The organism is Cumulibacter soli (assembly GCF_004382795.1).
Taxonomy (GTDB): domain Bacteria; phylum Actinomycetota; class Actinomycetes; order Mycobacteriales; family Antricoccaceae; genus Cumulibacter; species Cumulibacter soli.
The window spans coordinates 101,772-121,961 of record NZ_SMSG01000006.1 but is presented as its reverse complement, the minus strand read 5'-3'; the positions used below and the strand labels follow the sequence as shown (position 1 = coordinate 121,961).

Annotated in this window: 17 protein-coding genes and 1 other RNA gene; 9 read left to right on the top strand and 9 right to left on the bottom strand. The window is 64.1% G+C overall.

The window, feature by feature from the left end; all coding sequences use genetic code 11:
- Positions 1-145: 145 nt before the first annotated feature.
- The gene (pyrF, locus tag E1H16_RS13750) at positions 146-976 is read left to right on the top strand and encodes an orotidine-5'-phosphate decarboxylase (protein ID WP_166741773.1); all 831 of its coding nucleotides are present in this window, start codon (positions 146-148) and stop codon (positions 974-976) included.
- Positions 977-978: 2 nt separating this feature from the next.
- Positions 979-1,608, top strand: a complete 630-nt coding sequence (locus E1H16_RS13745) for a hypothetical protein (protein WP_134324488.1) — start codon at positions 979-981, stop codon at positions 1,606-1,608.
- Between the two features lie 66 nt (positions 1,609-1,674).
- Here the strand turns inward: E1H16_RS13745 and E1H16_RS13740 are convergent, their stop codons facing one another.
- Positions 1,675-2,157, bottom strand: coding sequence for a nucleoside deaminase (locus tag E1H16_RS13740; RefSeq protein ID WP_134324487.1), 483 nt, complete (start codon positions 2,155-2,157; stop codon positions 1,675-1,677).
- Between the two features lie 164 nt (positions 2,158-2,321).
- Here E1H16_RS13740 and E1H16_RS13735 point away from each other — a divergent pair, with 164 nt between their 5' ends.
- The 4 genes from E1H16_RS13735 to E1H16_RS13720 are packed head-to-tail and all read left to right on the top strand — an operon-like array spanning position 2,322 to position 6,864.
- Complete coding sequence (locus E1H16_RS13735) at positions 2,322-3,869, top strand: acyl-CoA dehydrogenase family protein (RefSeq protein ID WP_166741772.1); 1,548 nt, start codon at positions 2,322-2,324, stop codon at positions 3,867-3,869.
- A 3-nt stretch (positions 3,870-3,872) separates the two neighbouring features.
- Positions 3,873-5,000 (top strand): Nif3-like dinuclear metal center hexameric protein, encoded by a 1,128-nt coding sequence (locus E1H16_RS13730; protein WP_134324485.1) that lies wholly within the window; start codon positions 3,873-3,875, stop codon positions 4,998-5,000.
- 5 nt (positions 5,001-5,005) lie between these two features.
- Entirely contained in the window at positions 5,006-5,746 is a 741-nt protein-coding gene (locus E1H16_RS13725) for a zinc ribbon domain-containing protein (protein WP_134324484.1), read from the top strand.
- Entirely contained in the window at positions 5,743-6,864 is a 1,122-nt protein-coding gene (locus E1H16_RS13720; RefSeq protein WP_243837861.1) for a bifunctional RNase H/acid phosphatase, read from the top strand. Before E1H16_RS13725 ends, E1H16_RS13720 begins: the two co-directional genes overlap by 4 nt.
- A gap of 99 nt (positions 6,865-6,963) precedes the next feature.
- Here E1H16_RS13720 and E1H16_RS19110 read toward each other — a convergent pair whose 3' ends face one another.
- The 6 genes from E1H16_RS19110 to E1H16_RS13690 all read right to left on the bottom strand — a co-directional run bounded on the left by E1H16_RS19110 (position 6,964) and on the right by E1H16_RS13690 (position 15,352).
- Positions 6,964-9,084: a dipeptide ABC transporter ATP-binding protein gene (locus E1H16_RS19110; protein WP_134324483.1), complete on the bottom strand. Its 2,121-nt coding sequence runs from the start codon at positions 9,082-9,084 to the stop codon at positions 6,964-6,966.
- Positions 9,081-10,016: an ABC transporter permease gene (locus E1H16_RS13710; protein WP_208379063.1), complete on the bottom strand. Its 936-nt coding sequence runs from the start codon at positions 10,014-10,016 to the stop codon at positions 9,081-9,083. Before E1H16_RS13710 ends, E1H16_RS19110 begins: the two co-directional genes overlap by 4 nt.
- Positions 10,006-10,956 carry an ABC transporter permease gene (locus E1H16_RS13705; RefSeq protein ID WP_134324481.1) on the bottom strand — a complete coding sequence of 317 codons (951 nt, stop codon included), beginning with the start codon at positions 10,954-10,956 and terminating at the stop codon, positions 10,006-10,008. The genes E1H16_RS13710 and E1H16_RS13705 overlap by 11 nt, the downstream gene beginning before the upstream one ends.
- A gap of 17 nt (positions 10,957-10,973) precedes the next feature.
- A complete protein-coding gene (locus E1H16_RS13700; protein ID WP_134324480.1) occupies positions 10,974-12,620 on the bottom strand; it encodes an ABC transporter substrate-binding protein in 1,647 nt (548 codons plus the stop codon).
- Between the two features lie 305 nt (positions 12,621-12,925).
- Entirely contained in the window at positions 12,926-13,687 is a 762-nt protein-coding gene (locus tag E1H16_RS13695; protein WP_134324479.1) for a sulfite exporter TauE/SafE family protein, read from the bottom strand.
- A gap of 9 nt (positions 13,688-13,696) precedes the next feature.
- Positions 13,697-15,352 (bottom strand): class I adenylate-forming enzyme family protein, encoded by a 1,656-nt coding sequence (locus tag E1H16_RS13690; RefSeq protein WP_134324478.1) that lies wholly within the window; start codon positions 15,350-15,352, stop codon positions 13,697-13,699.
- Positions 15,353-15,412: 60 nt separating this feature from the next.
- On the opposite strand from E1H16_RS13690, the gene rnpB reads away from it, so the two are divergent.
- Positions 15,413-15,806, top strand: an RNA gene (rnpB, locus tag E1H16_RS13685) — RNase P RNA component class A.
- Between the two features lie 6 nt (positions 15,807-15,812).
- Here rnpB and E1H16_RS13680 read toward each other — a convergent pair.
- Entirely contained in the window at positions 15,813-17,042 is a 1,230-nt protein-coding gene (locus E1H16_RS13680; protein WP_134324477.1) for a cytochrome P450, read from the bottom strand.
- Positions 17,043-17,119: 77 nt separating this feature from the next.
- Entirely contained in the window at positions 17,120-17,734 is a 615-nt protein-coding gene (locus E1H16_RS13675) for a TetR/AcrR family transcriptional regulator (RefSeq protein WP_134324475.1), read from the bottom strand.
- Between the two features lie 115 nt (positions 17,735-17,849).
- Here E1H16_RS13675 and E1H16_RS13670 point away from each other — a divergent pair, with 115 nt between their 5' ends.
- Complete coding sequence (locus E1H16_RS13670; protein WP_134324473.1) at positions 17,850-18,887, top strand: phosphotransferase family protein; 1,038 nt, start codon at positions 17,850-17,852, stop codon at positions 18,885-18,887.
- 115 nt (positions 18,888-19,002) lie between these two features.
- Entirely contained in the window at positions 19,003-20,100 is a 1,098-nt protein-coding gene (locus E1H16_RS13665; protein WP_208379062.1) for a TIGR03857 family LLM class F420-dependent oxidoreductase, read from the top strand.
- Positions 20,101-20,190: the final 90 nt, after the last annotated feature.

Genomic DNA, 20,190 nt, shown 5'->3' with positions numbered 1-20,190 from the left:
CACATTAGCGACGCATGCGCCAAACCTCGAACGTTGATCCGGCCAGCGAGCACGCGATCGTCGACTGTGCATATTCGTCGGATGGGTGAGATTCGAGTGGCCATCATCGGTAGCCGCGGGCGTAGCGCCGTGTCAGACTCGATCGGTGGCCGAACGAACCTTTTACGCAAGCCTGCACCGCGCCTGGGGTGACGGCCGGTACGTGTGTGTGGGACTTGATCCGGACAATGTGCTGATTCCCGACTGCATCGTCGGCACGGTCGAGCGTCGTATCGGCGAATTTTGTCGAACCATTGTCGACGCGACCGAATCGGTCGCGTCAGCGTTCAAGATCAACAGTGCATTCTTTGAGCAGTACGGCGTGCCGGGCGCCCGACTACTCGAGGAACTCATCGCCTATATCAAGGATCGCCAGCCTGACCGCCTCGTCATACTCGACGCCAAGCGGGGGGATATCGACAACACCAATCGGTACTACGCTCGAGCGGTGTTCGACGTGCTCGGCGCGGACGTCGTCACGGTGCACCCGTACATGGGGTACGAGTCATTGCGGCCGTTTCTGGAACGTGCCGACAAGGGAGTCATCGTCATGGCGGCCAACTCGACTCCCGGTGCCGAGGAGTTCCAGGGCCTGATGGTTGGTGAGCCTCCGCGCGCGATGTACGAGCACATTGGCCGTACAGTCGCCGAGAACTGGAACCGCGCGGCCAACTGCTCTGTCACCGCCGGCGCCACTGAACCGGACAAACTCGCACGGCTGCGAGCGACGGTCGCAGATATGCCGATCCTGCTGCTCGGACTCGGCGCGCAAGGCGGCGATCTAGACGAATGCCTTCGCGTGGGTCGAGCCCGCAGGAACTTCGGCCTGATTCCGAACTCTTCGCGCGCGATCCTCTACGCGTCGTCCGGACGGGACTTCGCCGACGCGGCCACCGATGCTGCGCGGTCGTTCAATCGACGTCTGAGTGGAGCGTAGGTGTGCTCGACCCTCGTTTCGTCTTCCTGGGTGCGCTGCTGGGTATCGCCGGCAGTGTTCGCTACGCGATCCGGACCATAATAGGAAAGTCCGCTCCTAACCGAGTCTCATTCTTCCTATGGTCAGCGGCCTCGCTGATCGGATTCTTCGCTCAACTCGATGAAGGCGTCGGTCTGCCTGCGGTGCTCACTCTGGTGGCCGGAGTCGGTCCGGGACTCGTGTTTCTCGCGTCGTTCTTCGGTAGGTCCGCGCCATGGCGGATATCGCGATTCGACCTGCTATGCGGCGCAGCCGCCGTCGCGGCGTTGGTCGTGTGGCTCGCGCTCAGTAATCCCACCTTGGCCGTCGCGTTCGCCGTCCTCGCAGATCTGCTGGGTGCCGTGCCGACGGTGGTGAAGGCGTGGCGCGCGCCCATGACCGAGGAACCGATCTTCTATGCGCTCGTCGCCGGTAACGGCGCGATCACGCTGATGACGATCCAGGCGTGGACGCTGGCGACCTGGCTGTTCCCTGCGTACATCCTGACGCTCGGGCTCAGCTTGCTACTCGTAGTTCTGCTGCGGCGGCGTCAGTTGGGCGAGCCAGGGGGCGAGCGCCCTCCGGTGCAGCATGAGTCGGCGTCGCTGCGCTGACGTTGGCGGCCCTCGGCCTCTCCGCTCGATCGCCCGTCGACGCTGCCTCGATCGATGACCGGGGGCTCACGTGAGGCCGTGCAGGCGGCCGTGCAGAGATTTCACCACCGGAACCAACTCGTCGCACGGCCCCGCTACCTGCACGCCCGGTGCGACGTCGTTGATCGACAAGGCGGCGACGAGTCCGGCAGGCAGTCCCCACTCGCTTAGCCAGGAGCCCAGTTGGGTCGTACTTGTCGCGTACACGATCTTGCCCAGTCCGACCCACGCGTGCGCCGCGCTGCACATCGCGCAGTGCTCGCCGGAGGTGTACACGACGCAGGAGGCGCGCTCGGACGGCGGTACATGAGCGGCGGCCCACCGTGCGATCTCGAACTCCGGATGCCGGGTGAGATCGCCGTCCTTCACGCGGTTGCGATCCTCGAAGAGGACCGCGCCATCGGGCCCGACCAACAGCGATCCGAACGGCTCGTCACCGTCGTCCAACGCCTCTCGGGCTAACTCAACGCAGCGATCAAGATGTCCGCGATCAGCAGGGGTCAAAGCCACGGCATAACTCCCAGGCGGTAGGTCCAGTGTTAATGAATCCACGCTAGCGCGTGTGATGCTCGCGATGGCGCGGCCGTTGCCGAATCCGTGCAACCTACGGAACCGTAGTTTACGCTTACGGAACCGTAGGTTTGACACTTGCTCTGACGGAGGCGCTTATGTCCATGGCCATCGATTCGGCTGCTGCCGCACTGAACGCGGACGGGCACAAACGCGAGATAGACGCCTATCTCGCCAACCTGGAGGAGACTGCCAAGAGGGTCTTCTCGGGACGAATCGATGCTGACGTCATGGGCAGCAACCGCGGCATGCCACCGTTCGTGCTGCGCGACATCACCGCGGCGCGTCCCCTCGCAGCCTTCTTGCCGGGCCGCGTCGGCGGGTACGGCGACTCACCGCTAGCGATTCAGGGAATGCTCGACGTGATGTCGTATCAGTCCATGTCGCTTGGCTTGATGATGGGCATCAACGGTGCGCTGTTCATTCAGCCGGTCTCGAAGTACGCCGACCGGGAGGTGGGGGACCGCATCCTGACCAAGATGGCCGGCGGGCATGCCATGGGGGGTTTGATGATCACCGAACCTGAGTTCGGCACCGATGCGTTATCGATGCAGACCGCATGGCGCGCGACCGATGATGGCTACGCCATCCGCGGCACCAAGCATTGGGCCGGACTGACCGGCTGGGCCGACTACTGGCTGGTCATGGCACGCCAGCAAAACGACAAGGGCGCCCTCAGCCAGGGCATCGACCTGTTCATCTGCGAACAGGATCACCCGGAGCAGCGCATCGAGGTCATCGAGCGCTACAAGAACCTCGGCCTGTTCATGCTGCCCTACGGCAAGAACAAAGTCGACGTTCGTGTTCCGGCCGATCACCGGCTCAACGGCGGACGCGGCGGCGTCCGGATGATGCTCGACGTCCTGCACCGCTCTCGAATGCAATTCTCCGGAATGGCAATCGGCTTCGTACGCCGGATGGCCGACGAGGCCGTCGCGCACGTACGTAGCCGAGTCGTCTCCGGCGCGACGCTGATCGAGTACGACCAGGTGCAAGCGAGAGTCGCGCGTATCCAAGGCCAACTCGCACTGATCAGCGCGCTGAGCCTGTACGCCGCCGAACACGCCTCGGCGACGAAGGACCTATCCCGCGAAGCCATTGCGGCGAACTCCACCAAGGCACTGTGCGCCGACTACATGCACTCGTCGTCCCAGTCGCTGCTACAACTCGTCGGCGCGAAGGGGTACGCCACCGACCACATCGCCGGTCGCAGCGTTGTGGACGCCAGGCCCTTCGAGATCTTCGAAGGCCCTAACGACGTTCTCTACACCCAGATCGGCGCCAAGATCGTCGAGACGTTGCGCAAGAAGAAGACGAACGACCTCGGCGGATGGCTGCGTGCGGAGTACGCCGCGGGCGCCGATATCGCCAAGCTCGGCAGCGAACTCGACGTCACCATCGGTGAACGCCCCGCCCAACGACGGATAGTGGACCTGGGCGTCATCGTCAGTCGCCTGCACGCGCTGAATGCCCTTTGCGAACTTGCTAGCCGCGGATTCCCGCCCGAGCATGTTGCTGCCGCCGCGGGTACCGCCGCCGAAGAAATCCGCGCCCGCTTGGATGCGCTCCGGCATGACACGGCACTGACGCCCGCGGACGACCTGCTGCAGCGCGCGCCGTGGCTGTCCTACGTGCAGACGCCGGCCAGCTAAGCGATGCTCACGCTCGCCGACGTCACCGGATTTCTCGACGACATCTACCCGCCGTCCTTGGCGGAGCCCTGGGACAGCGTCGGCCTGATCAGCGGCGACCCGACGCAGCCCGTTCAGCGGATACACCTGGCGTTGGACCCGACCGAGGCCACCGTCGGCGAGGCCGTCGACGCCGGTGCCGATCTGCTGCTGACCCACCATCCGCTGTTGCTGCGCGGAGCCAGCCAGATCCCCGCCACGACAGCGAAGGGGCGGGTTCTGCGTGCCGCGATCAAGGCCGATTGCGCGTTGTTCAACGCGCACACGAACGCTGATCGCGCCCGCCACGGCGTCAATGATGCGCTCGCCGACGCTGTCGGGCTCGTGAACACGACGCCGCTGGTCCCTGCGGACGACGTACGACTGGAAAAGATCATCACGTTTGTGCCCGAGGACGACGCACAACGCGTGATCGACGCGCTCGCGGCAGCGGGTGCCGGAGCGCTGGGCGACTATACCCGCTGCGCGTTCATTACCACCGGCACCGGCACGTTCATCCCTGGCGAGGATGCGCACCCGGCGATCGGACAGCGCCGCGTCGTGGAAGAAGTTCGCGAGTCCCGCATCGAGATGGTGCTTGCGCCGCGTGACCGGCGAGCAGTAGTCCATGCGTTGCGGGCTGCGCATACCTACGAGGAGCCCGCCTTCGATCTGCTGGCGATGGTGCCGCTGCCCAGCGATCAGGGCCTGGGCCGGGTTGGCGATCTCGCCGAGGGGTGCACGCTGCGCGAGTACGTCGCCCGGGTAGCGGCGGCGCTACCGTCGGCGCCGGCCGGCATCCGCGCCGGCGGTGATCCTGATCGAGTGGTGCGCCGGGTCGCCGTCCTCGGCGGATCGGGGGACTCCCACTTGAGCGACGCAGCTCGGGCCGGGGTCGATGTGTACCTCACTGCGGACCTCAGGCACCACCCCGCAGCCGAGCACCTGGACGAGGGAGGCCCGGCGCTCATCGACGCTGGGCACTGGGCAACTGAGTCGACCTGGCTGCCGTTGGCCGCTCGACTGCTACGCGAGCGCTTCGGCGACTCGGTGCGGTGCACCGTCTCTAGCGTGTGCACCGACCCCTGGTCGCTGCGTGCGCCGGTAGGGTAGGCCGGGTGCAGATTCAACCAGCGGAGCAGCTTCGACTGCTCGACCTCGCCGACGTCGACAAGAACCTCAATCGCCTTCGGCATGAACGCGGCGCGGTGCCCCAGCTGACGATCATCGCGGACGCCGACGCTCAATTGGCGGGCACCCGCGCGGATGTTATCGACACGCAGACGGCCCGCAATGACCTTGGCCGCGAGATGGCCCGACTCGAATCGGACATCGACAGCGTGCGGGCGCGAATTGAACGTAATCAGCAACGTCTTGAATCAGGCGCAGTGAGCTCGGCCAAGGATGTCAGCGCGCTCGAGCACGAGATGGACACGCTGGCTCGCCGCCAAAGCACCCTGGAGGACCAGGAACTCGAGTTGATGGAACGCGCCGAGGAACTCGACGCGCAGCTGGAGGAAGTCGGCAAGGCCCGAGCGTCTGTCGAGGAGATCCGCGCCGGCGCCGTCGCTGACCGTGATGCGGCGTGGACCGAACTGGATCAGCAGATCCGGATGACCGAAACCCAGCGTTCCGCGCTCGCGGACACATTTGACGCCGCGTTGCTGGCGCTGTACGACAAGGTTCGCGAGAGCGGCGTACCTGGCGCTGCGGTGATGACCCAGCGCCGTTGCGGCGCCTGCCGGATCGAACTGGCTGGCTCCGAACTGGCTGCCGTACGTGCTGCAGACCCCGCCGAGATCATCCGCTGTGAATCGTGCCGAAGCATCATGGTCCGCACCGCGGAGTCCGGGCTGTGAACGACGGACCACGGTACGTCGCGATGACCGATGGCGGTTCTCGCGGCAACCCGGGTCCTGCCGGCTACGGCGCGGTCCTAGTGGATACCCAGGCGGAGTTGGTGCTCGCCGAGCGCGCTGAATACATCGGAATCGAATCCAACAACGTTGCCGAGTACCGCGGGCTGATCGCGGCGCTTGAAGCGGCCCTCGAATTAGGCGTGGAGGAGCTCGAGGTCCGAATGGACTCCAAGCTCGTCGTCGAGCAGATGTCCGGCCGCTGGAAAATCAAGCACCCGGGTATGCAAACCCTTGCGCTGCAGGCAAAGCGGCTTGCGGACCAACTCGACCGTGTCGAGTACGTCTGGATCCCGCGTGCGCAGAACAGTCACGCCGATCGACTGGCGAACGAGGCAATGGACGGCGGCGGCAAGGGCGACGTGCGTCGGGCCGCCCCACCTGAGCAACGCGACGAGCCGGCCGACAACACCCCCGAAACGCTCGTGACCTCGCACCCGGGACCACCCCCGTCGTTGAGCCTTATCCTGCTTCGGCACGGTGAGACCGAACAATCGCTGCAGCGCAGATTCTCCGGATCCAGCGACCTGCCGCTGACCGACAAAGGCGAGGCACAGGCGGGCGCGGTGGCGCAGCGGATCGCCGGTACACCGCCGATCGCGGCCATCTACGCCTCCCCGTTACAGCGAGCGCGGCAGACCGCCGAGGCTGTGAGCAGCGTGATCGGCGTGCCGGTTACGATCGAGGCTCAGCTACGTGAGATCGACTTCGGCGACTGGGAAGGGCTTACCTTCGCAGAGGCGCAGCGAATCGGCGGAGCCGAGTTCGATCGCTGGCGCGAACACACCGATGTCGCGCCTCCAGGTGGGGAGAGCCAGGCGAAATGCCTCGAGCGTGTCGCCGCCTTTCGCAATGAATTGCTGGAGCGGCACAAATACGAGCGGATTCTGATCGTCACGCACGTAACGCCGATCAAATCGCTGCTGGGCGAGGCACTCGGCGGATTGAAGATCGCCAGTCGAATCAATCTCGATCTGTGCTCGCTGTCCCGCATCGACTACCACCGCGGCCGCACCGTGGTGAAACTCGTGAACGAGATTAGCCACCTCGGCGACATCTAGGCACGCCTCACGTGCTGAGAAGGCACGTGCTGAGCAGCCGCGTCCGGGTGCAGCGTCCGGTGTTTTCAACACGGCGCGGCAACCGAACGCCGCGCCGGATTAGGACGCCGTCGTTGCCGATGCCCGTGGGGACTCGGCGATCACCGTGGGCAGGTTCGGGAAGTGACATGCGACGTACTGTCCTGCGCCGATGTCCTGCAACTCCGGCTCGGCCTGCGCGCAGATGTCCTGTGCTTTCGAGCAGCGGGTGCGGAATCGGCATCCCGACGGCGGGTCCATGGGGGACGGCAGATCGCCCGTTATCCGACCGGCATGACTCTTCAGCGAATGTGACGGGTCGGGCACCGGCACCGATGACAGCAATGCGGCCGTGTACGGATGCGCGGGATTCTCGTAGAGCACGTCCGGGCTCGCGAGTTCGCACAACTTGCCGAGATACATCACTGCCACACGGTCGCTGACGTTCTTCACCACGGCCAGATCGTGCGCGATAAACAGCAAGGTCAGCCCGTATCGTCCCTTCATGTCCTCGAGCAGGTTCAGGATCTGCGCTTGTACCGACACGTCCAGCGCGGAGACAGGCTCATCGCAAATGATGAGCTCTGGATCCAGCATGAGCGCTCGAGCGATGGAGATGCGCTGGCATTGGCCCCCGGAAAACTCGTGCGGGCGACGATCGGCATGGGTCTCGTAGTCGAGCCCGACGGCAGTCATGACCTCCTCGAGTTTGGCGCTTTGAGCCCGCGGATCGGTCAGGCCGAGCGCCTTTCCCCAGATTTTTAGCGGTTCAGTGATGATCTCGCCGACCGTACGGCGAGGATTCAAGGACGAGATCGGATCCTGGAAGATCATCTGCATCCGCGGCCGGATCTCGCGCAGTTGTTCGGCCGTCAGCGTGCTCAGGTCGGTGCCCTCGAAACTCACTTGGCCCGACGTCGGGCGGGGGAGAGCCATGATCGCTCGTCCGGTTGTGGACTTGCCGCAGCCCGACTCGCCGACCAACCCCAGCGTCTCGCCTCGGCCCAAGTCGAAACTGATATCGGAGACCGCGTGGACTTTCCTGCCTCGACCTGCCGGGAACTCCACTACGAGGTTCTTCACCTGCAGTAGGGAATCGCCCGAGGGCATCTGGTTGCTGATGGCGTCCGCACCGGTAGACGGCGACGCTTCGACGCGTGGCGCGGCGGTGTGCGCCACTGGACTGCCGGCGCTGACGCTACCCACGGGGAACCAGCAGCGATACAGGTGCCCTGGCGTGGATTCGCGCAGTGGTGGTGCCTCCTGCCGACATTCGTCCCGAGCGTATGCGCAGCGGGCCGCGAAACGGCAGCCCTGCGGCGGGTGCACGAGGTCTGGCGGGCGCCCGGGAATGGCCGAGAGCCGGGTGTGACTGGCCGACGCCAGGCGCGGTATCGAACTCAGCAGCGCCTCGGTGTACGGCATCTGCACGTCCCCGAAAAGTGCCTCGGTCGAAGCCTGTTCGACTACCTGTCCGGCGTACATCACGAGTATGTCGTCGGTGCGACCGGCGACTACGCCGAGATCATGGGTCACCAGGATCATGGCCATGTCCCGCTCACGTTGGGCAGAGCCCAACAGGTCGAGGATTTGTGCCTGGACGGTGACGTCGAGGGCAGTGGTCGGCTCGTCAGCGAGCAGCAGCTCGGGGTTGCATGCCAGCGCCACGGCGATCGTGATCCGTTGACGCATGCCGCCGGAGAGTTGATGCGGATAGTCGCGCATCCGCTTGGCCGGCTCGGGAATACCGACCGAACGCAATAGCTCCACGGCCGTCTCGTTCGCTTGGTGGCGACTGTGACCGAGGTGCTTGCGTACCGATTCGGTGATCTGCCGACCGATCCGCAATACGGGGTTCAGCGACGTCATCGGATCCTGCATGACCATGGCGATCTCGGGTCCCCAGACGTGCTCGAGTTGACTGGGGTTCAGTTCGGTCAGGTCGCGGCCGCCGAATCGCACACTTCCGGATCGCTCTACCGGGCCACTGGGCAGCAGACTCATCACCGCGCGCGACAGCACGGTCTTGCCTGAACCTGATTCACCAACCACGCCGAGCGTCCGGCCGCGCTCGAGTGTGAACGACACATGGTCGACCGCATGCAACAATCCGCGGCGGGTCTGGAATCCGATCGACAGGTCCTCGACCTCGAGCAGTGGGCCGTGGAAATCCGACGCAGTCTCTGCGTTGCTCTTGGTCATAGGTTGGCCTCTCGGATGTCGAATAGATCGCGCAGTCGGTCGCCGACGAAGTTGAGCGCGAGGACGGTGAAGAACAGAGCGAGGGACGGCCACAGACAGATCAGTGGGTCGTTCGCCAAGTAGGTCTTGCCTTCGGCGACGATCCCGCCCCATGTCGCCGTCGGTAGCGGGACGGACAGGCCGAGGAATGCCAGTCCGGACTCCGCCAAGATCGAGACCGCCACGAACACGAAGGAGTACGACACGACGATCGGTACGACGTTCGGCATGATCTCTCGGAACAGCACTCGCCACCGACTCGCGCCCAGGGCTTTGGCGGCGGTGACGAATTCACGGTCAGCAAAGGACACGGTCGTCCCGCGCACCACCCGGAATATCGGCGCGATGGACAGTACGCCGATCGCGAGGGTGATATTGAGCAGGCTCTGACCGAGGAAAGCTACGACGGCAAGCAACAGGATGAGGGCTGGGAATGCCAGAGCTACGTTTCCTATCGCAGACAGAACCGTGTCAGTTGTGCCGCGGACGTACCCCGCCACAAGCCCCATCAAACCGCCGATCAGTACGCCGATCAGGATCGAGCCGAATCCGACGACCAAGGAGACTCGGGCGCCGTAGATGACGCGCGAGAGCAGATCCCGTCCGAGCGTGTCGGTGCCGAGCAGATGGTTGATGCTCGGAAGCTCGAACGGGACGGAGCCGGGGACCGTGGAGTTCGGCGGATGAAGGGGCAACAGTGGCGCGAAGATCGCGGCGAGTGTGATCAGAATGAGCCACGTGGCGGAAATCCAGAACACCCAGCCCAATTTGCGTTTCGGGGGCCCGGCCGGGACTACTGCGGGCGCGCCTGCCGCAACCGTTGCCGGTACGACGGCAGTCGACGTGCCCGCTAGATCTTCCAGGCCGCCAGCCTGCGTTTCATTAGGCTTCACGTTCCACCCGCACTCGAGGATCGACGATGCCGTACAGCACATCTACTAGGAAGTTGACGAGGACGTACCCGGCTGCGGCAACAAGGACCACGCCCTGGACGGTGAGGAAGTCGCGCTGACCGATGGCGGTCACGATGAGGGTGCCGATACCCGGTAGCGCGAAGACAGATTCCACGATCAGTGCTCCGCCGATCAACGCGCCGATGTTGAGGCCGGCGACGGTGATCAAACTGAAGGTTGACGGTCTCAAGGCATGTCGCAGCAGAATCCATCGCTGCGACATCCCCTTGGCCCGAGCCATCGTGATGAAGTCCTGTTGCAGCGTGCTGATCATGTCGCTGCGAAGAACCCGAAGGTAGACCGCCACGGACCCTAAGCCGAGGGTGAGGGCTGGTAGGGCAATCGTCTTGAGGTTCTGCATTGGATCTGTGGTGAACGGGACGTACCCGGTCGCGGGGAAAATTTGCCATTGCACCGCGAAGAGGTAGACGAACAGCACACCCAGCATGAAGGGGGGTATGGCCAGCATCGCGAAGGCCCCGCCGGTGCTGAAGCGGTCGAGCAGTGACCCGGGTCTTCGCGCGGCGAACGCCGCGAGAGGTATCGACAGCGCGAACGCGATCACCTGCGATAGGACGAGCAGCTCCAAGGTCACCGGAAGCCGTTGGCCGAGCATCGTGGAGACGTCCTCCTTCGTCGTTGACGAAGTGCCGAGGTCGCCTTGTACGACGTTTCCCAAATAACTGCCGTAACGAACGAGGATGTTGTCGTCCAGGCCTTGCCGATCACGTTCCTGCTGGATTGCCTCCTCGGTAGCACCGGGGCCGAGCACAGCGACGGCTGGATCGCCCGGCAACAGGCTCGTGAGATAGAACGAGGCAAAGGTGACGACCAGCAGCACCGGGATGAGCATCAGGAAGCGCTTGAGGAGGAACCGCATTGATTAAGCCCGGTCCCTTACGCGTTGAGCCATGTTGACGCCGCGGAGAATGTGCCGCCGAAGTAGCTCAGGGCCTCCGCACCGTCGGGCAGGTTCCTCCCGTTGAAATTCTCTACCTTCTTCGCTGCATAGAGTCCCCACACCGTGCGGCTGGTGAATATGTACGGCAGGTCGAGAGCAAAGCGCTCATTGACCTTCTGGTAGGCAGCGAGCCGATCGGCCTCGTCCAGGCTGGTTCGGCCCTTATCCAGCGCAGCCTGCGTCTCTGGGTCTTCGTGCCGGGCGAAGTTGACGGCCGACTCGCCGATCGGGGCGGAGGTGTGGGAACTCCACCACACGTAATTGGCGTCCGGATCCGGGGCGTTGAAGGAACGCCATCCGGCTAGTTGATAGTTGCCCATGAGTGCTTCGGTGATGAGCTGGACTTGCTCCATTTGCTTGATTTCCAGGCTGATGCCGATGGCCTCGAACTGCTGTTGCAGCAATTGCGCGACCTGGCCCTGGCGCGCGGTGTTCGTGGTGGAGTACGAGATCGAGGCCTTACCGTGCTCCGCCTCGTACTCCTTGACCAGACTCTTGGCCTTCTCGGGGTCATATCGAGGGTAGAGTTTCTCACTCTCGGCGTAGTCCGGATTGCCTGGGAATAGGCCATAAGCCGGTTCGTACAGGCCGAAGTTCTGCACCTCTTGGTACGTCGCGTTGTCGAAACCATAGGCGAGTGCCTGGCGGATACGTAGATCACTGACGACCGGCGCCTTGCAGTTGATCATGATCATGTTCATGCTCGGCTCGCCGACCTGATTGTCCTGATCGGTGAGGTACTGCACCTGATCGTTTCCCTTGAGGTTGCGCTGGTTGATCGAGTCACTGGAGTGCATGAGGTCGATCGTTCCGGCCAGCAGCGAGTTCTCGCGGCTCGTGGAATCGGAGATCGTGGTGTACTCGACGCGGTCGACGTACGGCAGGCCTTCTTGCCAGTACTCCGCGTTGGCCGTGGCGTAGAAGTGCGAGCCCTGAACCCACTCTTCGAACACGAATGGTCCCGTGCCGATCGGTGCGAGGCCGCCCTCCGGGGTGGCGATGGTGTCCGGGTGCGGGACATACCCGAGTTGGCCGCACAGGTACGTCGGGAAAGCCGGCCAGGATGTTTTCGTCGTCATCACGATGGTGAGGTCGTCGGTGGCCTTGACGGTATCCAGATTGAGCAGGGAGGTACCGGTCAGTGCGGCGGTCTGTACCGCGGTCAGGGCGTTGACCGCCTCCGCCGAGGTCAGTGGCGTTCCGTCATGGAACTTGATTCCCGAGCGCAGCTTCATGGTGAACTCGGTGTGGTCATCATTCGGGGTCATCGACTCGGCCAGGTTCGGCTGCGCCTTCCCTTCGGCGTCGAGGGCCATGAGTGTGTCGAACACCGTGCTGGCGTAAATGAGCCCAGCCGGGTCGAATTGTCCGGTCGGCGGGGCGAAACTGTTGAAGTCTGACTCCAGACCGATCTTCAGCGTCCCGCCGCGCTTTGGCTCATCGCTGCTTCGGCCGCTGACCTCGTTACCCTCAGAACCGGTATCGGGCCCAGCAGTTCCACCGCAGGCTGCGGCTACGGTGCTGAGGAAAATCGCCCCGGCAGTGATGGATAGGAACTGTCGTCGGTTGAAGTCATACACCATCGAAACCCCCGCGCTGTGATTGAATACACAGTGTTTAACATATGGATCAATCGGTACACAATGATGTGGTGGGGATTGGGTTAGAACTGGGACATTTCAGGGATCGCCGCGGTCTCGCGCCCCACCTGCATCCGCTCGATAGTGCGCCCGCTTGAGCGTTTTCGCCGCTGTAACGAGGAAGTGAGAACCATTGCCGACATGTTTGAGCCGCGTGAAGCTCTCGTTGTCAGGGGACCAACGTCGGTCGAGTCGGATTGCGCAACCAGCGGGCGGAGGGTGCCGAGGCGGAAATGCGGCGTACCGGCTCAGACGAAAAGTTGAATGAACAGCCAGATCGAGACACCGAGGCTGAGCACAATCACGACCCAGCGCAGCAGAGTTTCGCTGATCTTGGTCGCGAGTCGCGCTCCGAGCAATCCGCCGATGAGTGCCGTCGGCGCGGTGATCGCGACCGCAGTCCAATTCACCGGAGCAAACAGCGAGTAGGTCACCAAGGCCACCGTCGCGGTGACGAGCGAGATCGCGCTCTTGAGCGCGTTGCTGCGCCGCAGCGTGTCGGGGGAGACCGCGGCCAGTACGCCCAGCAGGATCACGCCGAGCCCACCGAGGAAGTACCCGCCGTACGCCGTGACGATGCCGACCGCGACCGGTAGTTCCCACTGCGGACCGGATCGCGCGGCTTGTCGAGCTTTCGCGTACTCCTTCAGTCGCGGCTGAAAGAACGTCAGTACGGCGGCCAGGAGGACAAGTACGGGAACTACCGCATCGAATGCCCCCGGCGGCAATGACAACAGCAACACCGTGCCGGTGATCGACCCGATGATGGCGGCGACGATGACTTGACGGAGGCGGTGCTGCTGCGGGCGCAGCTCCTCGCGGAAGCCCACCACGCCGCCGACGTACCCCGGCCATTGACCGACCGAGTTGGTGACGTTGGCCTGCAGCGGCGGCATTCCCGCCGCCATCAGCGCCGGAAAGGTCACGAGTGACCCGCCGCCGGCGATCGCGTTGATCGATCCGCCGAGGATCCCGGCGACGGCCAGCAGCAGGATTTCCCAGATGCCCACGGAGTGTCGTTAACCTCGTAACTCGCGACGCAGGATCTTGCCGGACGCGTTCTTCGGCAACTCCGCAACAATCTCGACGATCCGCGGGTACTTGTACGCAGCCATCCGCTCCTTGCAGTACGCCGTGATCTCGGCGGGAGTCGACTCGAAGGTCGGGTTCAGCGAGATGACCGCCTTCACGGTCTCACCCCGGTACTCGTCGGCGACGCCGACGACGGCGGCTTCGCGGACCGCCGGGTGCGTGTACAGCACGTCCTCGACCTCGCGTGGCCAAACCTTGTAGCCGGACGCATTGATCATGTCCTTCTTGCGGTCAACGAGGAAGTACCAGCCCTCGGCATTCATGAAACCGACGTCCCCGGTGCGCAGTGCGCCGCCCGGGATCGACCGTGCGGTCTCGGCAGGCTTGCCCCAGTACGCCGGCACGATGCCCGGACCGGCTGACTCGAACTCGCCGACCTGGCCCACCGGCACCGGATCGCCGGCATCATCGAGCACTCGTACGACCGTGCCGGGGATCGGCACGCCGACGCTCACTGCACCTGATTCATCATCAATCGGCGCGTCGGTGCCGAACGGGACCAGGTGCGTAGGAGAGGTCGACTCGGTCAGCCCGTACGCATTGTGGATGTACCTGCCGCCAGAGAATTCGCGGAACCGGTTAAGTACTGCCGCAGGGATGGGCGCTCCACCGGAATACACCTTCTGTAGTGTCGCCAGCTTCGACGAGTCGATTCCGTCGGTGTTCATCAGCGCAATGAAGACCGTGATCGAGCCGACGGTGAAGGTGCAGCCGTGCTCGGCGATGAGATCGACTGCGGCGTGCGGCTCGAAGCGGTGATTCAGAGCGACCGTGACCGGTCCATACATCGCCACAGTCGCATGCCCGATCGTGCCGGTGATGTGGAACAGCGGAGCGACGGCGAAGATCACCGCACCCTCCAGCCCGATCCAGCGAAGATAGACCTCCGAGTTATGTAGGACGTTGCCGTGCGTGTTGGTCGCGCCCTTCGGCTCACCGGTCGTGCCGGAGGTGTAGGTCAGAATCGCGATATCGTCCCGCGTCAGCTCGTGCCGTGGCGGCTTCTCGGCGTGGTGCTCGGCGATGATCTGTTCCAGGTTCACCGTTCCGTCTGGAGTCTCCTGCGCGGAGCCGGTGAATACCCGATCGTCATTGCGCGTCTGATACGCCAGTTCGCTCGTGGTAATCAGTACCTCGAAGGGAGTGTCATCGACGATGCCCTCGATGACGTCACGGTAGATGTCCTCCAGGCAGATGATTGCCTTCGCGCCGGAGTCATTGGCGATATACGTAACTTCGCGTTCGCGGTTCATCGGGTTCACCGACACCATCGTCGCGCCGGCTTTCCAGATGCCGGCCATGGCGAGCATGAACTGCGGGTTGTTCTGCGTCATCACCGCGACTCGGTCGGTGGGCGCGATGCCGCGCGCGGCCAACGCGCAGGCGAGGGCATCGGTGAGTTCGTCGAACTGCCGATACGTCAGTACGCCGTCGAAGTACTTGATCAGCCGGTGATCGGGGTGGTTCGCGGCATTGTGCGCGATGACCTCCAGCATCGAGTTCCATGACACGTCGAGGTCGTGCGGCATTGCGTCGTCGTACTGCGCCAGCCACGGGCGCGCATCGTAGGCATTCTCAACCATGACTCGACGGTACTCGGCGCGGCGCACGGCACCGAGGTGGCCTACACTGCATCTCGCGGATGAGCCGGGTGGGCGATCGCGGGCGGCGTACGCCGCCCGAGGAACGTCCGGACTCCACAGAGCAGGGTGGTTGTTAACGGCAACCCGGGGCGACCCGCGGGACAGTGCCACAGAGAACAGACCGCCTGCCGAGTGCAGGTAAGGGTGAAACGGTGGTGTAAGAGACCACCAGCGCTCCGGGTGACCGGGGCGGCTAGGTAAACCCCACTCGGAGCAAGGCCAAGAGGTACGACGGGAAACCGTCGTACTGCGCCAGTGTTTGAGGGCTGCTCGCCCGAGCTGGCGGGTTGGCCGCTAGAGCCTGTCGGCAACGGCAGGCCCAGATGGATGGTCGCCCAGCGGTGCACCGCGAGGTGCCCGTGGACAGGATCCGGCGTACAGCCCGGCTCATCCGCTTGATCTACGCGTTTGCCTTAGCCGACGGCGTGAACCGGATCCGTGCTCGTTGCGGTCCCGAGGTGAAATTGGACGGAACCCAGACGGGTTCGTCAACGAGTTCGAGGTTGTGCAGCCGGGAGAGGATCTGCCGAAACATCGACTCGATCTCGATCCGCGCGAAGTGCGACCCCAGGCAGAAGTGCGGTCCGCCGCCGCCGAAGGCCACGTGCGGGTTCGGGTCGCGCTCGAGATCGAGTTCGTCCGGGTTCTCGAACACCGCGGGGTCGCGGTTGGCTGCCGCATAGAAGATCGCGACCTTCTCGCCCTTCTTGATCGCGGTGTCACCGAGCATCGTGTCCTCGGTTGCGGTACGTCGAAAGTGGACGACCGGACTCTGGTAACGCAGTAATTCCTCGATCGCCGTCGGCATCAATTCATCGGTGCGCGCCCGGAAGTCGGCCAGGATGTCCGGGTGCTGGATCAGTGTGAGCACGCCACCGCCGACCAGCCCACGGGTGGTGTCGCCGCCGGCGTTGACCAGCAGGGTGATGAAGGCTTGGTACTCCTGACTGGTGAGTTTGTGCCCATCAACCTCTGCGTGCGCCAGCCGCGAGGCGAGATCAGCGGTCGGGTTCTCCGTCTTCTCCTTGTGCAGGTTCGCGGTGAACTCCGCGTACTCCACCGCCACCTTGGCCCGCTGTTCAGGCGTGACGCTGTCGAGGGCGGTGTGCATGATCTCGGTCAGGTCGTACAGGCGGACGCCAACCTCCGGCGGAATGCCCAACAGTCTCGCCACGACGTACGAGGGGAGTTTGCCGGCGATGTCGGCGACGAGGTCGCATTCGCCGGCCTCGCAGACCTCGTCGATGATCTGCGAGGCCAACTCGTCGATGTCGACTTCCCATTTGCGCGCACTCTTCGGGATGAACTGTGGGCCCACCAGTTTGCGATAGCGATTGTGTTGTGGGGGGTCCATGTTCAGCATCATGGCGCGACTGGCCCGCAGACTGTCTTCGGGCAGGTCGTAGAGCATCGTTCCGTTGGCGTAACTGGAGAACAATTTGTTGTCGGAGCTGACCTGTTTGACCAAGTCCAAGGGTGAGACGACCCAGAATCCGCCGCCGATCTCGTCCGGTGCGTCGTGCCAGTACACCGGTGCGTTCTCGTGCAGCCAGCGGTACTGGTCGATCGGCTGCCCCTGCAGAAAAGACGCTGAACTCCACAGGTCGATTCGGGTCGGCGTCGTCGTCATCACGCAGTCCTTAGGTATCGGCAGGTCGGTTGAGTGCCGACGATACCGCCGTACCGAACGATCGACCAAGAACCCGGTTAGGTCGCGGGCTGATACTGCACCACGCGGTACGCGATATTGATGTACCGCTCAACGAGTTGCTCGCGGCTGACATCGCCGCCCGTGCGGTACCACTGAGCAACGGCGTTGCAGGCGGCGATCACGGTGCGCCTGGCCTCGTCCGGGTACTGGCAGGTGAAGACGCCCGCAGCGATGCCCGACTCGATGATTTCCTTCCACACGCCGGTGGCGCGGCGGTTGAGCGCTCGTAGATCAGCGTGGTGCGTTTGGTCGAGGTTGCGTAGTTCGCTAGCGGTGATCGCGCTGTCGATGCGGCGATCCACTCGGAACTCGATGGTCGCGCGGACCAGCGCAGCCAGCCGCGCTGCCGGATCGTCCCCGGCGTCCTCCAACGCCTCGTCGTATCGGGTGCGGTAGTCGCGGTCGGCGTCGTCGATGATCGCCGCGAGCAACGCCTGTTTGCTGGGATACCAGTAATACAGCGCGGACAGGCTGAGCCCGGCCTTTCGCGCAATGTCCCGGATCGAGGTTCCTGAGTACCCGTGTTCAGAGAAGATTTCGCGAGCAGCGTTGGTGATTGCGCTGTACCCGTCGCCGCGTCGGGAACGGGCGTCATCGGAGGCCGGATTCATCGCGCAAGCATAGCCACGGCGGACCAGGTTGGGACTTACGAGCCAACACGCGTCACGGTAGTGTCCATTTGAACGAGCGATAACTACGCGGCTGGATCATGAGCTTGGAGGGCGAATGGCGCAAGACGAACTCGTCGGCATCGAGGAAAACAAGGTGCGGGCGTGGCTGTCGGACAACATCGACGGACTGCAGGCACCGGTAAATTTCTCACTGGTGTCCGGTGGTCGGTCGAACCTCACCTACGGCGTCACTGATGCGGCGGGGAAGCGCTACGCGTTACGTCGTCCACCGACCGGCGGTGTGCTGTCCACGGCCCATGATGTCAAGCGCGAGTGGCAGTTCATCTCGGCGTTGAAGTCCTCCGCGGTGCCCGTGCCGCCGCCGGTCGCGTACTGTGACGACGCCTCGGTCACCGGTGCCGACTTCTACGTGATGGAGTTCGTGGATGGCCGCGTGCTGGCCGATGCCGAGGAAGGCGCACAGCTAAATCTCGAGGCGCGTCGCCGTGCTGCCGAGCAGACGATCGACGTGATGGTTGCCTTGCATGACATCGATCCGGCAGCCGCCGGCCTGGGCGAACTGATCCGCAATACCGGATTCGTCGAGCGGCAACTGCGCCGGTGGAAACGCCAACTCGAAGCGAACGGGGTCGACGATCCGCTGATGAACGAGGTGCACGACCTGCTCGCCGCTCATATCCCCGCTCAGGGCAACGGCATCGTGCACGGCGACTTCCGTCCCGGCAATATCTCATATGCACCCGATGGCACCGCAGTAGCGGTATTCGACTGGGAACTGGCGACCACGGGTGACCCGCTGGCGGACCTGTCCTGGATGATGGCTTCGTGGCAGGAGCCCGGCGAAGACGGCACGTTCACCACCCCCGGCCCGAGCAGCGTCGAGGGATACCTGACCCGCAAGGAACTCATCGAGCGATACGCGTCGACGTCCGGTAGGGACGTATCCAACCTGCCGTACTGGATCGGCTTCGCCAAGTGGCGTTCGGCGTGCATCGGCGTCGGCGTCCGTGCACGGTACGCGGCGGGCGTGATGGCGGACGACGGTTATGCCGAGCAGATCTCTAAGGCGCGTGCCTCGACCGATGCACTGGCCGAATCTGCGCGCGCCGCATTGCGCGAAGTCGGCATCTAATGCCGCGCGGTACAAGGAATCCGGGTGCAACGTGGTGCACTGGGAGCCAGTGGATCCAGATCAACCCACACTCGGCGCTGCCGGGTACTGACTTGCATAAAGAGGTGGATCAGACGTGAGTGCCGAACACATGCTGCCGGAGTTGGGGTTCTACGCGCTCGCGGGTGGTGCGACCGACATCAGGGCCGTCGTGCAGGAAGCCCGTGATGCCGAGGACATCGGGATCGGCTCGGCGTTCGAATCCGAACGGTTCGCCACCAAGGAAGCCGCCACGATCTGCGGCGCGATCGGTGCGGCGTCCGAGCGCTTGGGCATCGCCACGGGGGTGACGAACTTCCACACCCGTACGCCGATGGCGCTCGCTGGGCATGCCAGCACCATGCAGGCGCTGACTGGTGGTCGATACACGCTGGGCGTAGGGCGCGGCGTACGCCCGTCGTTGTTGGGCTCGGGGCTGGATATGTCCACGACCGCCGAGCTTGAGGACTATGCGCGGCTCTTTCGGCGTCTGCTCGACGGTGAACTCGTCGAAGGGCACGTCGGCCCGGCCGGCTCGTGGCCTCGGTTGATGCTGAACCCGCCGCCGGTCGCACCGACGCCGTTGCTGATTACCGCGTTCGGCCCGCAGACGCTTCGGCTGGCCGCTCGCGAATACGACGCCGTCGTACTGCACACCTTCTTCACGGACGAGACGACGAAGCGATGCGTGGATACGGTGCGCGAGGAATGCGAGCGGATCGGTCGCGATCCCGCTGAGGTCCGGATCTGGTCCTGCTACGCGACGATCTGCACGGACGGAATGGACGAGGACGTCATTCTGCGCAAGACTGTCGGTCGCCTTGCTGGTTATATGCAGGGGTACGCCGAACTGCTGGTGCGCACCAACGGCTGGGATGAGCAGCCGATTGCGGATTTCCGCGAGTCAGCGGTAGTGCGCTCGCTGCGTGGACCGGTCGACACGATCGCTACACCTGCGCAGTTGCGGGAAATTGGCGATCTATTGCCGGCCGCGTGGATGGAACCGGCGGCTATCGGCACGGCGGCGCAGTGCGCCGCCGCTGTCGATCGGCAGTTCGATCTCGGGGTGGACGGCGTCATCATGCACGGCGCCTCGCCGGAGCAGTTGCGGACAGTAGTGGGCGAGTATCGGAAGATTCGCCGGCCGAACCTGCACGAGGGCCTCTCACTCAACCCCGGATCGCGCCGGGCATAACCGTCGTACGGCACATCGGCCGTTCTCTGACTTTTCGGATCCGAACTATCTCGTCGTCACCGGCGCTCCGCAGACCGATGTGCCGGTCGT

Coding starts and splice junctions, on each gene's coding strand:
- E1H16_RS13735 (WP_166741772.1), top strand. CDS start 2,322: ATGGCCATCGATTCGGCTGCTGCCGCACTGAACGCGGACGGGCACAAA.
- E1H16_RS13730 (WP_134324485.1), top strand. CDS start 3,873: ATGCTCACGCTCGCCGACGTCACCGGATTTCTCGACGACATCTACCCG.
- E1H16_RS19110 (WP_134324483.1), bottom strand. CDS start 9,084: ATGACCAAGAGCAACGCAGAGACTGCGTCGGATTTCCACGGCCCACTG.
- E1H16_RS13705 (WP_134324481.1), bottom strand. CDS start 10,956: ATGCGGTTCCTCCTCAAGCGCTTCCTGATGCTCATCCCGGTGCTGCTG.
- E1H16_RS13700 (WP_134324480.1), bottom strand. CDS start 12,620: ATGGTGTATGACTTCAACCGACGACAGTTCCTATCCATCACTGCCGGG.
- E1H16_RS13690 (WP_134324478.1), bottom strand. CDS start 15,352: ATGGTTGAGAATGCCTACGATGCGCGCCCGTGGCTGGCGCAGTACGAC.
- E1H16_RS13680 (WP_134324477.1), bottom strand. CDS start 17,042: ATGACGACGACGCCGACCCGAATCGACCTGTGGAGTTCAGCGTCTTTT.
- E1H16_RS13675 (WP_134324475.1), bottom strand. CDS start 17,734: ATGAATCCGGCCTCCGATGACGCCCGTTCCCGACGCGGCGACGGGTAC.
- E1H16_RS13670 (WP_134324473.1), top strand. CDS start 17,850: ATGGCGCAAGACGAACTCGTCGGCATCGAGGAAAACAAGGTGCGGGCG.